The sequence below is a fragment of the Christiangramia sp. genome, assembly GCF_029937855.1.
Lineage (GTDB): Bacteria > Bacteroidota > Bacteroidia > Flavobacteriales > Flavobacteriaceae > Christiangramia.
Genome location: NZ_JAPYPC010000033.1, coordinates 1 through 12992 on the forward strand (window position 1 = coordinate 1; position 12992 = coordinate 12992).

At 37.1% G+C, this 12992-nt stretch carries 26 protein-coding genes; all 26 read left to right on the forward strand.

Features of this window, described 5'->3' with window-relative positions:
* The coding region (locus Q1K34_RS14955; RefSeq protein ID WP_300440591.1) for a hypothetical protein at positions 1 to 529 on the forward strand (529 nt) is incomplete at its 5' end.
* Between the two features lie 28 nt (positions 530 to 557).
* The gene (locus Q1K34_RS14960) at positions 558 to 944 is read left to right on the forward strand and encodes a hypothetical protein (protein ID WP_300440594.1); all 387 of its coding nucleotides are present in this window, start codon (positions 558 to 560) and stop codon (positions 942 to 944) included.
* 3 nt (positions 945 to 947) lie between these two features.
* Complete coding sequence (locus Q1K34_RS14965; protein ID WP_300440597.1) at positions 948 to 1253, forward strand: hypothetical protein; 306 nt, start codon at positions 948 to 950, stop codon at positions 1251 to 1253.
* Positions 1232 to 1477: a hypothetical protein gene (locus Q1K34_RS14970; protein WP_300440601.1), complete on the forward strand. Its 246-nt coding sequence runs from the start codon at positions 1232 to 1234 to the stop codon at positions 1475 to 1477. The genes Q1K34_RS14965 and Q1K34_RS14970 overlap by 22 nt, the downstream gene beginning before the upstream one ends.
* On the forward strand, positions 1474 to 1746 hold the full coding sequence (locus Q1K34_RS14975; RefSeq protein ID WP_300440604.1) for a hypothetical protein: 273 nt from the start codon (positions 1474 to 1476) through the stop codon (positions 1744 to 1746). The genes Q1K34_RS14970 and Q1K34_RS14975 overlap by 4 nt, the downstream gene beginning before the upstream one ends.
* A 3-nt stretch (positions 1747 to 1749) precedes the next feature.
* Entirely contained in the window at positions 1750 to 2016 is a 267-nt protein-coding gene (locus Q1K34_RS14980; protein ID WP_300440607.1) for a hypothetical protein, read from the forward strand.
* A gap of 73 nt (positions 2017 to 2089) precedes the next feature.
* Positions 2090 to 2560, forward strand: coding sequence for a hypothetical protein (locus Q1K34_RS14985; protein ID WP_300440610.1), 471 nt, complete (start codon positions 2090 to 2092; stop codon positions 2558 to 2560).
* Between the two features lie 3 nt (positions 2561 to 2563).
* Entirely contained in the window at positions 2564 to 2893 is a 330-nt protein-coding gene (locus Q1K34_RS14990; protein ID WP_300440613.1) for a hypothetical protein, read from the forward strand.
* Positions 2894 to 2916: 23 nt separating this feature from the next.
* Positions 2917 to 3183 (forward strand): hypothetical protein, encoded by a 267-nt coding sequence (locus tag Q1K34_RS14995; RefSeq protein WP_300440615.1) that lies wholly within the window; start codon positions 2917 to 2919, stop codon positions 3181 to 3183.
* Between the two features lies 1 nt (position 3184).
* A complete protein-coding gene (locus tag Q1K34_RS15000; protein ID WP_300440618.1) occupies positions 3185 to 3325 on the forward strand; it encodes a hypothetical protein in 141 nt (46 codons plus the stop codon).
* Positions 3326 to 3381: 56 nt separating this feature from the next.
* Complete coding sequence (locus Q1K34_RS15005) at positions 3382 to 3579, forward strand: hypothetical protein (RefSeq protein ID WP_300440621.1); 198 nt, start codon at positions 3382 to 3384, stop codon at positions 3577 to 3579.
* Positions 3580 to 3582: 3 nt separating this feature from the next.
* Positions 3583 to 3870: a hypothetical protein gene (locus Q1K34_RS15010; RefSeq protein WP_300440624.1), complete on the forward strand. Its 288-nt coding sequence runs from the start codon at positions 3583 to 3585 to the stop codon at positions 3868 to 3870.
* The gene (locus Q1K34_RS15015) at positions 3870 to 4250 is read left to right on the forward strand and encodes a YopX family protein (RefSeq protein WP_300440627.1); all 381 of its coding nucleotides are present in this window, start codon (positions 3870 to 3872) and stop codon (positions 4248 to 4250) included. The genes Q1K34_RS15010 and Q1K34_RS15015 overlap by 1 nt, the downstream gene beginning before the upstream one ends.
* Complete coding sequence (locus Q1K34_RS15020; protein WP_300440629.1) at positions 4247 to 4744, forward strand: YfbR-like 5'-deoxynucleotidase; 498 nt, start codon at positions 4247 to 4249, stop codon at positions 4742 to 4744. The genes Q1K34_RS15015 and Q1K34_RS15020 overlap by 4 nt, the downstream gene beginning before the upstream one ends.
* Positions 4745 to 4747: 3 nt before the next feature.
* Positions 4748 to 5086, forward strand: a complete 339-nt coding sequence (locus Q1K34_RS15025; RefSeq protein ID WP_300440632.1) for a hypothetical protein — start codon at positions 4748 to 4750, stop codon at positions 5084 to 5086.
* Positions 5087 to 5089: 3 nt separating this feature from the next.
* A complete protein-coding gene (locus Q1K34_RS15030; RefSeq protein WP_300440634.1) occupies positions 5090 to 7828 on the forward strand; it encodes a DNA methyltransferase in 2739 nt (912 codons plus the stop codon).
* A gap of 12 nt (positions 7829 to 7840) precedes the next feature.
* Entirely contained in the window at positions 7841 to 8014 is a 174-nt protein-coding gene (locus Q1K34_RS15035; protein WP_300440636.1) for a hypothetical protein, read from the forward strand.
* Between the two features lie 2 nt (positions 8015 to 8016).
* Positions 8017 to 8274 carry a hypothetical protein gene (locus Q1K34_RS15040; RefSeq protein ID WP_300440638.1) on the forward strand — a complete coding sequence of 86 codons (258 nt, stop codon included), beginning with the start codon at positions 8017 to 8019 and terminating at the stop codon, positions 8272 to 8274.
* Positions 8271 to 8462: a hypothetical protein gene (locus Q1K34_RS15045; protein WP_300440640.1), complete on the forward strand. Its 192-nt coding sequence runs from the start codon at positions 8271 to 8273 to the stop codon at positions 8460 to 8462. The genes Q1K34_RS15040 and Q1K34_RS15045 overlap by 4 nt, the downstream gene beginning before the upstream one ends.
* Complete coding sequence (locus tag Q1K34_RS15050) at positions 8459 to 8659, forward strand: hypothetical protein (protein ID WP_300440642.1); 201 nt, start codon at positions 8459 to 8461, stop codon at positions 8657 to 8659. Before Q1K34_RS15045 ends, Q1K34_RS15050 begins: the two co-directional genes overlap by 4 nt.
* On the forward strand, positions 8652 to 9128 hold the full coding sequence (locus Q1K34_RS15055; protein ID WP_300440645.1) for a DUF1643 domain-containing protein: 477 nt from the start codon (positions 8652 to 8654) through the stop codon (positions 9126 to 9128). Before Q1K34_RS15050 ends, Q1K34_RS15055 begins: the two co-directional genes overlap by 8 nt.
* A 13-nt stretch (positions 9129 to 9141) precedes the next feature.
* Positions 9142 to 10200, forward strand: a complete 1059-nt coding sequence (locus Q1K34_RS15060; RefSeq protein ID WP_300440647.1) for a nucleoid-associated protein — start codon at positions 9142 to 9144, stop codon at positions 10198 to 10200.
* Between the two features lie 103 nt (positions 10201 to 10303).
* The gene (locus Q1K34_RS15065) at positions 10304 to 10864 is read left to right on the forward strand and encodes a hypothetical protein (protein ID WP_300440650.1); all 561 of its coding nucleotides are present in this window, start codon (positions 10304 to 10306) and stop codon (positions 10862 to 10864) included.
* Positions 10857 to 11660, forward strand: coding sequence for a DUF1376 domain-containing protein (locus tag Q1K34_RS15070; RefSeq protein ID WP_300440653.1), 804 nt, complete (start codon positions 10857 to 10859; stop codon positions 11658 to 11660). Before Q1K34_RS15065 ends, Q1K34_RS15070 begins: the two co-directional genes overlap by 8 nt.
* Positions 11657 to 12460 (forward strand): hypothetical protein, encoded by an 804-nt coding sequence (locus Q1K34_RS15075; protein WP_300440656.1) that lies wholly within the window; start codon positions 11657 to 11659, stop codon positions 12458 to 12460. The genes Q1K34_RS15070 and Q1K34_RS15075 overlap by 4 nt, the downstream gene beginning before the upstream one ends.
* Positions 12461 to 12489: 29 nt before the next feature.
* Positions 12490 to 12768, forward strand: coding sequence for a hypothetical protein (locus Q1K34_RS15080; protein ID WP_300440659.1), 279 nt, complete (start codon positions 12490 to 12492; stop codon positions 12766 to 12768).
* The last annotated feature ends 224 nt before the right edge of the window (positions 12769 to 12992 follow it).

A 12992-nucleotide genomic window follows, 5' to 3' on the forward strand; every position in this document is an offset into this window, starting at 1 on the left:
AGTAACTCATATTGGAGACTGGGCGTTTGACGGAAACCAATTGACTAGTGTAGAATTGAAGGGGAAGGTTTATGAAGCAAGAATAGTGGACGGTTCATTATTCGTAGTTGGATCTAAAAGAGCTTCCAAAGGAATTCAAATTTATTGTGGTTTCAATTTCCATGGCTTTGATGATCGCTTCAGGTTCAAGAAATCGGAATGTTTTGTCGCTGAAAAAGATGGATTCTTTGCTCATGGTGGATCGGTCAAGAAAGCTATTTCAGATGTTCAATTCAAAATAGTAGCTGAGAAACTTCAGAATGAACCTATATATGAAGATACTGAGCTAACGGTGAAATACTATAGAACGGTAACCGGTGCCTGTGATTTTGGATGCAGGGAGTTTATGGATAAACACAATATCGCTTACACTGTACAAGACGGTGAAACAGTGGAAGAAAATCCTATCAAAGCTAAAGACCTACTTCCTATTCTCGAAAAAAGCCATGCTTACGGGGTGGAACGTTTCAAAGACCTTATTCAATTTTAAATAATTATCAAACCTGAAATAAAATAAAATGGGAAACATCAGCATCAAACTGAATTTAAAACAACTGAAGCACGTAGAGCGTGAAATGACCAAAAAGAACGGTAAAAAAACACGCTGTATCGTAATACCGGTAGATGAAAATAACCTGTATGAAGGTGACAAGGGAACGTACCTGGATATCACCGCTATCGAGCTTAAGAATAAAACCGGGGACAGTAAAGATACCCACCTGTTAAAGCAGAACATCCCAAAGGAACTTTATGAAATCATGAGTGAGGAAGAGCGAAAGTCTATGCCAATTTTGGGAAATGCTATCCAGTGGGGCCGCAGGGAACCAGATACTAACACTTCAGATCAGTTTTCAGATTCTGCAGTAGATAACTATGAAGAAGATCAGGACGATCTGCCATTTTAAGTTATGGGAGTTTACAGGTGTTCAGACGGATCCAAAGTTACCCAGTCTCAAATTGACCGAAGGGTAAGACAGGCAAAAGCAAAAAAGCTTCAGCATTGTTTGGATAAATACGGCTATATATTCTGCCAGGACTGTAAAAGAAATGATTGCAAACCGGTGGATTGTTCTCATGATGTTTCAGTTAAGGAATGTAAAGAATCAGGTAAAACTGAATTAGCCTGGGATGTTGATAATATCACCCTTAGAGGGCGTTCATGCCACGCCCGTAAAGATAAAAACGATGTACAATGGAACAGCAACTTGAATTAGAAGTAAAGACAGCTACCGTTAGAAAAGCGGCACTGGAAGCTTTCAGGCAAATGCCGGTAAAGTTCAATTCCCTCACTTACTGTTTAACGGTGCGAAACATCTTGAATAAAATGACCATGGACGGCACCATTTTAAGAAGGCTCAGGGAACAGCTAGAAGATGAGGTTATCAATTATCGAACAATCAACAGCAATAAAGGAATTTACGAAAAACTAAAAACATGAAAAACATATTTGATACAGGTTCTAAAGCATGCCAATTGCTTTTATGGCCTACCAACCCAAAAGAGCGTAAGGGTGAATTTGAAATAGCTCTGTACCTGGATAAAAACAAACCTCTTAATGTAGGGGACGAGATCAAGGGCGGTGGTAATAAAGATGAGGTTTCGGTATATACCATTAAAACTATCACAGAGAACCGCCCAGGTACTGTTAAGAACATGAACTACATCAGGGGAACTGCAACCTGGAAAATGCGGCCCATAGGACATTAGGTTTTGGCATCCTTCAAATCTAAATATAAAAGACTGGTAAGACAGCGGGATTTGTATATGGGATTTATGCAGGATATACCTTCTAAAAATACAAATTTTGATGGCCCGCCAACCATGGGAAATCTTTTAAAACTTGTAAATGAAATTCACCGGCTTAATATGGCTATAAAAGCGATAGAAAATATGAATATGAAAGAGATTCAGCAGGATGCAGGTGATTATGAGATTAAGAAAGGAAGTATGTTCAATATAAAATTAGAAATAGGGTGAATGCCCCGGTGGTTAGGTTGTTTAGAATGGTTAAAACTCAATTGGTAACCGGGGCTTCTTTAAAAAATTACAAATGAAATATTTATTAATACTCTTACTAAGCTTTTCAGGATACGGACAGATAAATGATGATTTCATCTTTGTTCGTGCGGAGGTGGATCCTAAAAACGCAGTATTTGGAAGTGATGTTAATGATCCTGCACTGGATTTCACACTGACCATAGGCAGAAGATCTGCAGGTTTTAATTTAAGCTTCACCTATGAACAGTTTAAGGCTATCCAGTACCAAAGCAGCTATTTTGAAGCCGGGAAGTTCTGGAATACTGAAAAGCATTTCCAATTTGGAATACTGGCAGGTGCCGGTCTGGTATGGCGGCGTAACGACTGGGCCAAGTTCTTAACTCCTACTGTAAACCTTAGCGGTGTGGTGGAATATCATTTAAACAATCTGTTGTTTGCATCTGCCAGGCTGGAACCTCGCTACAGGGGTGATTTAAAAAAGGTGATTGCTTCCGGGTATATAGGAATAGGAATAAAATTATAAAAAATGAAAGGTAAATATTTAATAACTACAGATAGTTGGTTTACGGCTCCAGATGGAAAAGACTATAGAGCAATATGGGGAGATGTTGAAATTGTTAGTGATGAAATTTTAGGAGTAAAGACCAATGCCAGATCAGCCAATTGGTATGCTAAGGTAGGTTCAGAAGATACTCATGTGATCATTGCGGGTTGCCAGATACATTATGCTATTAAATCGGAAAAAAGACCAAATACAGATGGAGTAACGGCTGTTGATTATGAAAATCAAAAGTTTGCCGATCATTTAGCTCCTAATAAAATTTATATAGCGGAAGCCGAAAAGCTCACAGAGTAGGCGATATATTAATACATACAGATATGTTTATTTTAAGAAGAATTACAAGTAGAGGTCAGGAATCAAATGAGGTTTTAGGTAAAAGTTATGATAAGATTTTCAGTTGGCAAACTGAGGAAGAAAACGCCAAAGAATTTAAGGCTTTATTGGAGCCTATGGCTCATCCTGATGATATTTATGGATTTGTAATCTTTGAAAAAGGTTCAAATTACAGGCCATTATATAAGAAATCAGATTATTTCATCATGTGTAGCGATGGTAAAACATTCGAAAGAATAAATTTCAAATAATATGAGTTTATATTTTGAAGAAATGGAAATGCCAACTCCCTGCAAAAATTGTGGGGAGTGGTTTGACCTTAACGATGGAGGGCCAAGCAAAGATGGTAAATATCAAATATGTAAAGAGTGTTCCGATACTGAAAACCGTTGAGGATTCCCATAATAATTAAGAGTCCATTAAAAATATATTTAAACAAAATTATAATCATGAAACTAACTAAAGTAAAAGTATCATTTATAAAAGAAGGTCATAATGGAGGTGAATTTGCAAAGTTTAAAATGCTTGCAATAGAATTACCACCAGAAGGAAGAACTATAAAAATAAATGATGTTTCTGGTGATGTAATTCATGTAGAACATGATTTAAGTAATAACAAAGCTGAGGTTTGGATTTCAGAAGAATAAATTATGATCCATCAAAACGTACAATTTGGAGATATAAAAACCAACGTCATAGACTTTGGAAATATCAAGCTGGAGATGTTGGTTGCTGAATGTGAAGATTACAAAAGCCTCATGTTAAAGAAGGTTCCAAAGAATAAAACCGGTGAGGTTGAATATAAGACTTCAGATGATTTCAATCCTGAACTTGTTATGGTATTCAGGAACCGGAAATCGATTGAAAATTTAATAGAAACCCTGTACGAATGCAGGAACTTATTTGAACTACCAAAAGGAAAAATAACGATAAAATAATGAATACAATAACATTTCGAGTTTTTGATCATAAGAATAAAAAGTACACTAAAGATTTCTTTGAATCTGATATAGATGAAGAAATAGTTTCAAGTACAGAAACTTATTCCTTGGTAAATACAATATGGGTTAATGGTGAAAAAGGTTTACAGTTCTCCTTTGAATTATTCGCTTGGGAATATGACAGTGATGGAGTTGCAATATTTGCAGGGGACATCATAAAATGCCCTAAAGGCCGTAACGATGTGATAGAATTCAAAAACGGAGGTTTCTGGTTAAAACATCGTAGCTGCACCTTCCATCACTTTGTATATGTGCTGAAAAATCCCATAGAAGTAATTGGAAACATCCACATGAACCCAGAATTAGCTGAGATATGACAGACAACAACATTTACACCGAAAACTCCATACGCACCTTTACCGGGAAAGTATTTGATTTGAAGATACTGGACCCTGAATCTATCTGTATAGAAGATATCGCTCATTCGCTTTCACTTACCCCAAGGTTCGGCGGTCATTTGGAAAAGATGTACAGTGTGGCCCAGCATTCTGTTATGGTGTCTATAAACTGTATAGAAAATCAACTTGCAGGTTTACTTCATGATGCTTCTGAAGCCTATATAGGCGATATGCCGTCTCCCTTTAAGAGAATGATGCCGGAATACAAGATCATTGAAAACCGGTTAATGGAAGTGATTGCTAAAAAGTATGGCTTTTCAATCCCCTTACCAGCTGAGGTGAAAGCAGCAGACAGGATGTTGCTGGATATGGAATGGGAAGCTTTTGTTAATAAAGGTTTTAATATGGAATACTGGACACCTGAAGAAGCTGAAAATGAATTTTTAAGAATGTTTCATTCACTTACAGATTAAGTTATGCCAGATATTATAACACAAGGTAAGCGTAAAGCCAGAAAAGAACATATTTGTGATTGGTGCAATTCAAAGATTCTTATAGGTGAATTATATAATCATGCAGTATTAAAGTATGATGATATATACACTTGGAAAAATCATATTGAATGTATGAAAATAGCTCAAGAATTGGATATGTTTTCTGAGACTGGTTCTGAAGGTCTTGATGCTGATTCTTTTAATGATTTTGTTAATTATGAATTTAGCAATCATATAGATTCAATACCAGATGCAGTAGATAGAAAATATTCTTTAAAGGAAAAAGTAGATTTTTTACTTGACAACATTTTAAGTTATTAACTTATGGATTACACCGAATTTCTAAAGAATAAAGTGATCATTTCCGAAAAGTACGGATTTGAACCTGCAGCTCCTATTGGTAATTTGTTACCGCATGCCGAGTCTATCACCCAATGGGCGTTAAAAGGAGGTAGAAGGGCTATATTTGCCAGTTTCGGACTTACCAAAACAGCCATGCAGTTAGAACTGGCTTACCAGGTAATTGAAAAGACCGGAAAACCTTTCCTTATCTGTATGCCACTTAATGTGATGCGGGAATTCAAAAAGGACAATAAAGAGTTCTTCCAGGATAAATATGAAACACTGTATATTACCGATACAGACGATATGCCGGTGCAAATCGCAGAATCCAATGCGGTAGATCGTTTATCTAAAGGGAATCCTGAAGCATACGAAAAAGCTATTGAAAAGTATCACACCGAACTTGACAAACAGGAACCCCGGAATTTTGATTATAAGCCTAAAGTCTATTTGACCAATTACGAAAGGGTTCGGAAAGGTGATATAGATCCGCTGAAGTTTGGAGGTGTTTCCATGGATGAGGCTTCCATATTACGAAACCTAAAGACCGAAACCACCAATTATGTACTAACCCACTTTAAAAAGGTACCGTACCGCTTTGTGGCGACTGCAACCCCCTCACCTAACGAATGGATTGAGATATTGAACTATGCGGAATACCTTGGAATAGCAGACCGCGGACATATACTAACCAGGTTCTTTAAAAGAAACCCCACAAAGGCTGGTGACCTTACACTATTGGAAAATAAGAAAAAGGAATTCTGGCAATGGGTATCTACCTGGGCGGTTTTTATTACCAAACCTTCAGATTTAGGATTTTCAGATGAAGGCTATGACCTTCCGGAACTTAAAATAGTGGAACACCGCATAGAGAATATTTCAGATGAGGTTATAGTCAATAAACGTGGTGAGATCGTACTGGTAAAAGAGCAGAAAGGCGATCTTCAGGAATCTGCCAAAGAAAAACGCGAAACCATAGACCTACGGGTGCAAAAAGCGGTAGAATTAATCAAATCTGAAGAAAACCGGTATTCTACATGGATATTATGGCACCACCTGGAACCGGAACGTGTGGCCATAGAAAAATCTTTTGAAAATGATGAGTTTATCGATATAAGATCGGTATTTGGAAGTCAGAGCAATAAGGAAAAAGAAAGGCTGCTTTCCGATTTTTCAGATGGTTGTTACCAGATCCTATCCACAAAACCATGTATAGCCGGTTCAGGAAGTAACTTTCAGCACGTATGTCATAAAATGGCCTATGTAGGAATAGATGATAAGTTCAATGACTTTATACAGTCGGTACACCGTGTTTTCCGCTTCAGGCAGAAACATCAGTGTGAGCTTCACATCTTCTATACCAGCAATGAAGATAAGCGTTTCCAGAACCTGATGCGTAAATGGGAACAGCATAAGGAACTGCAGCGCGAAATGATCAAGCTGGTTAAAAAATACGGACTAAACGATGATTTAATAAGGGACCAAATGGAAAGACAATTATTTAAAAACGGTGATAAGACGTATATAGGGGAAGCTACCCTGTACAATAACGATAATGTGATCGCTATGGATGATATAGCGAAAGATTCGGTAGATCTTATTGTGACCTCTATCCCGTTCGGTGATCATTATGAGTATAGCAGCAACTATAATGATTTTGGCCATAATAACGGCAATGCTGAATTCTTTAAGCAAATGGAGTATCTAACTCCAAAGTTGTTAAGATCGTTAAAACCGGGACACGTGGCAGCTATACATGTAAAAGACAGGATCCGTTACTCTTACCAGAACGGTACCAGCTTTACTACCATAGAAGATTTTAGCGGGGAAACCGTACAGCATTTTGTAAAGCATGGCTTTTACCTTATGGGAAAGATAACCGTTACCACCGATGTTGTTGCCGAAAATAACCAAACCTATCGCTTAGGACATTCACAGCAATGCCGCGATGCTAATAAAATGGGTGTTGGATTGCCTGAATATGTGTTGTTGTTCAGAAAAGCCCCTACGCATAGCAATAACAGCTATAGTGATGAACCGGTAAAGAAAGCCCGCAACCATGCCGATATGTGGTGCAATGACTGTAAAGATGTGGTATTTGTGGAAGAAGGAGCCTGCGCCACCTGTAACGGGGTGAATTTAGAACCACATGAGATCTATCCTGTTGATCTTTGGCAGTTAGATGCTCATGCGTATTGGAGAAGTTCCGGAAACAGGATTATCCCTGCTGAGGTCGCCAAAAAAAGAATGAAAGAAGTAGTACGGCAATGGAACAAATACCAGAAAGACGGTCTATATGATTTTGAAACCCATAAAGATCTAAGCAGTGAACTGGATAAGGCCGGGAAACTAAGCCGAAAGTTTATGACGATCCCGCCCCGCTCCAATAATGAATTTGTTTGGGATGATATTTCCCGTACCAAAACACTCAATGCCAAGCAGGTTTCCAGCAAAAAAGAGAAACATATCTGTCCGTTACAATTAGATATTATCGACAGGCTTATAAACAGGTTCACCAATACCGGTGATATGGTACTGGATCCTTTTGGCGGTTTGATGAGTGTTCCCTACCAGGCATTAAGAATGGGAAGAAAAGCCATAGGGATAGAGCTGAACAGCGAATATTACAAAGACGGCTTGTTCTATGTAACATTGATTAATGAGAAAATAAACGCTCCTACATTGTTTGATATGTTTGAGCCTGAACAAAAAGTAAGTTAATAACTTAAAATTATGATAACAATACAAGCTAAGCTAATAAAGGAATACGCATCATCCTATTATTTGGATTGTGAAGGGGATAAAGTATGGTTTCCCAGATCACAGGTTGAATTTAATAAGGAAAAGGAAGAATTAACCGCTCCTGAGTGGTTGTTGAGACAGAAATTCCCTAACGAAAACTTTTAATCATGGAAATAGGACACGATTTCAATTTTGTAAACGGAGCCTTTGATACTAAACAAGGTGAATTGGTTGCCGTTCAAAAGAACAAGTATAAAGAAGTTCATTTATGCTTTAAAGCTAATATGAATATCCCTTTTGCTAAAATAAAACTTCATTCTGCAGATAGGTTTGAAAGTGCAGATAAAGTAATGAATGATGCTTATCAATTAGCTACTGAAATAGCAAGAAGATTTAACGAATTCCCAAAAGAGAAAAAACTATGATAGTTAGAAAACTAATAGAGAAGCTTCAAGAATATCCAAGCCACATGGAAGTATTCCTGGCAGAACGTAAAAGTGATTTTGCTTATGGATTGTTGAACTCAGTACATAGCCGTGAAATACCTTTTATGGAAGATCCAGACGGACCGGAATTAAACAGAGATACAGTAATCATTTTAGATGAAGAATGAGCCTATCAGATCAAGAACAAACCGATATCAAAGCCATGCTTTTATTTCTAATAGAAAAGAAAGCTGAGGTTTCAGGAGGTCACTGCGGCTTTCATTTAAACGAACTCAATCCGTTCTTACAGGAACTGGAAGAAGAAGGGAAAATCAAATCCCGAGATACCATACATGCTAAACGATATTTTTTAAAAAATGGATAAATCAGCAATAATTTCAGAATGTAGAAAATACAGGTATTTACTCAGAAGAATATGGGACGATAAAAAGCCTATGGTATGTTTTATCATGTTAAATCCATCTACAGCTGATAGTTTCGAAGATGATCCAACCATTAGGAGATGTATTGGATTTGCGAAATCTTGGGAATATGGAGGTATTTATGTGGTTAATTTGTTTGCTTACCGAGCTACAAACCCTAAAGATCTATTGAATGCTCCGGACCCAATCGGTCAAAATAATTGGAGATACATACAGCAATACACTTCTGTATCTGAAAAAATTATTTGCGCCTGGGGAAATCACTCTATTGTAAAGAAAATTTCCAAGAAGTTCCCTAATTACAACCCACCTGTATCAAAAACTCTTTTTTGTTTAGGAAAGAATTCCAAAGGTGATCCTAAACATCCACTTTATTTAAAGAAAAATCTAAAACCAATTTTATTTAATTAAATATTCATTCATTATGCTAAACCTATTTGGTACCACAATCGAAAACCTATTCATTCACAGGGTAGGAAACGCCTCCAGGGGAGAAGGTAAATTCCTGGCAAAAGAAGAAACTATTTTAGACGATGAGGTGCAGCCGCTCATCAAAGAATATTTCCTAAAGCCTTTCAGGCAAAAAGAAGCCAGTTTCTTAAGATTTCACCATGAAGTCGACCTGGAATATAATTACCTATACAATTTATCACGAAAATTTTTAGGACGCCCGGAAGATGTTTTTAATCAGTTTTCAGAATTAATTGCAACTCATCTTTATTCGCAATCCTCACATCCACATATCAAAGCCGGTGAGGTGTATATCTGTTATCTCAAGGATCTTGTTATAGATAACGAGCGTGTGGACGGCATTGGCATCTTCAAATCTGAGATCAAACAGGATTTCCTTCAGTTCGTAAAAGAAGATCGTAAGCTAGCTCCAAAATTAGAACAGGGTGTTAACCTTGGGAAACTGGATAAGGGAGCGATCATCTTTAACACCGCCGCCAGTGAAGGTTATAAGATCCTGTCTATAGACAATAACCGCTATGATACTAAATACTGGCTGGATAACTTCCTGGGTGTGGTGGAATTCGAAGATGAGACTTACTTCACTAAGAAGTACCTGAAATTTACACAGGCATTCGCTAAGGATGTTGTAGAACCTGCAGAAGATAAGAAAGAATCTATCCTGTTTGCCAACCGGGCCATAAACTACTTCGGAAAGAATGATGAGTTCCAGGAAAACAATTTCTTAGATGAGGTTATAAGGAATCCAGATCTTAAACCGGAATTCCAGAACTATAAGCAAACCAACGGACCAAAATACGGTGTAGAAGATCTATCTACTTTCGGTATAAACAATACTGCAGTAAAAGACAGCCAGAAGAAATTTAAGAGCCTTATAGAGCTTGATACGAATATCACTATCAAAATGGACTTTATCAACCCTGAAAGTGCCGACAGGTTTATAGAAAAAGGCTGGGATGAAGATAAACAGATGTACTACTACCTGTGTTATTTTAATTCGGAAAAGAAGTAAAAAAGCAGCTGTTATTTGGGTACGGATTACGCATCTTACCCCGGTGAATTAGTACCCAAATATCTGCTTCCAAAATAAGTTATAAACTTAAAAACTAAACCACATGAGTAAAGAAAAGTTTAATTTCAAAACAAATCTGCACATGATTGCCGGAACAAATGATTTAAGACCAATCATGCATTATATATATTTTAAAGATGGTTATGCATGGGTAACAGATGCACATGTTCTTATAAAGCAGCATTTAGATCATCATAAGGTATTGAATCCCGAAAACTTAAACGGGAAAGCCATTCATAGGAGAGTATTTCAAATGGTAAAACAAAAATTTGAGGTCGTCACTGCTACAGAGGAAGGTTTAAGATGTGCTGATTCTTTTGGGAATAAAGTATTATTTAATTATGCCAATACTGAATCTGGAGATGCTGATTTTAATTTTGTCCATAATATGGAAACTATATTTCCTAAAACAGAACCTGCTGAGGTTTCCCAAATTGGTATGAATTTGAATATACTTAATCGACTTAGAAAGGGAATGGTATTATCTGATATCGGCTGCAAATTTCAATTTTATGGTAAGAATAGAGCTATTCTAATAACCTCAATGGGAATAGACAAGCAAACTGGAATTATAATGCCTGTAATGATATCTGGTGATGAGTAAAGACCCCGCAGCATTAGTTTATATGGATAAATGGATAGCAGCTACCAATGGAATGAAGTCTGCTTTCCGTGCCTGGTATTTCGATTTGATACTGTATCAATTCGATAATGGGCCGATTCCAAATGATATTGATACCATGGCAGGAATTTGCCGAGTATTACCATCTGAATATGATTTGTTTAACCAAATGGTTAAACAAGTGGTAAAGCAAAAGTTTAACCAAAAGGAAGACGGTAGTTGGTATAATGAGTTTGCAGAACAGGTTATCAGCAAGCGAAAGTCCTTTAAAGAAAAACGCACAAAAAGCAGTAATATCGGAGTAGTTGTCAAAATGGCGAAAAAGCTTCCAGCCTGCACAGATAAAGTGATTGAGCTTTTAAAATCCAAACTTTATAATCTATCTATTGAAGAAATTGAAAAATTTAAAAATAACCATGTGTTAAACCAAACGGTTAACCAAATGGTTAACCTATATATAGATGAAGATGTAAATGTAAATAAAGATATATATAGTGAAGAAGGGGGTGTGGGGGAAGAAACAATTTCAGATAAAGCTTACAATGTTTTAAAAAAACAATCTCCTGCCTGGATCGAATCTTTTGAAATGCGGGTGAAAAAGCAAATTCAGGATTACGAGGTATTTAAAACAAATTTCGAATATGCCGTGGCGAAAGAAGATATAACGCACGATAATTTAAAATTGCTCAAGATGAGGTTGGAAAAGCTATATACCAACTGGGATAAGACCAAAAAAATAAACGGAAAACCTAAAAAACAATTATCTAATCAGCGATGAGAGAACGAAAAACAGTACAGGCGGGTGAAATCACTCAAAAGGAATACGGCTGGTTGCTAAAGCAGCCTTACATGACCACAGATCAGGAAAAAGTGATGAAAAACTTTGAAAAAGAGAATCCTGCTGAGGTAATAGATGAAAAACCGGTATTGATAACTAAACCGCTGGTTTGGAGGTATTTTAAACTGGCTTACAAGATCGAAACAGGAGAGGAATTTAAAGAAACAGATGATTCCCTTGCGAATATTGGAGTAATTATTAATTACTTTGTAAAAAATCCTGATTTCTTCAAAAGTTCTAATTTAGTCAATCAGGTAGGCAGGAGCAGGCTAAAGCCTTCTTTCAGCAAAGGTCTTTTGGTTATTGGCACGTATGGCAATGGTAAGACAACGATTATGAGAGCTTTGAGCCGGTTATTTAATCACTTTGAGCTTCCAATGCGGTATAAGAGCGTAAATGCGCATGATGTGGTGACTGAGTATGAAACCCTTGAAACACCAGGTGATAAATTCCTGTTCTATGAGCGGTATAAGTGCAAAGGGCTGTATATCGATGATGTTAAGAAAGAAGCCACCGCTTCCAATTACGGCAAGAAAGAGATATTACGGGCCATACTGGAAAAGCGATATGATAATGGGCTAAAAACCTATATCACCTGTAATTTCAGGGAAGGGGATGCGAGTGAGGACGTACCAGATGCAATGTCTGAGTTTGGTGAGCGGTATGGTGAGCATATCTATGACAGGTTATTCAAGATGTTTAATATAATTCAGTTCAAAGGCGGTTCATTCCGTAATTAACAATTAAGTTATTAACTTAAAAATCCAATATGCCACTAATCATATTAAATATTACAAATTGCATTGTGATAGGCGATGCCAGAAGATTGAAGGCCGGTAAGCAGCCAGTACGAAACATCAGGGGACTGAGCAGAGAGTTGGAATGTATCAATGAAAAAAAATATGATGCCGATAGGATATGCCACTTTCTATACCGAACCAGAAGCAACAAGCCTGGAATGATTGAGATAGATGAGACCCTGCTGAAAGACCTGCAGTCAATACTCATGGTCAAGGAAGAAGAGCTTGTGAGATACCAAGGATATTAAGGTACTGTAAGACCTAAAACACTGTAATGCAATACGTTGCGCACCCCGTTTTTTTTACGCTTAACACTGATTTAAAAACTGCAACACAAACTGCAACACAGTGCAACAGAATTTTGCAACAATTGATTAAAAAATGTTGATTCACAGCCGATTATTGAGACACGAATGAGTTTTTATTCCCCAAAAGATTTTGCAACAAATTTCAATCTGAAGTATTCGACAGT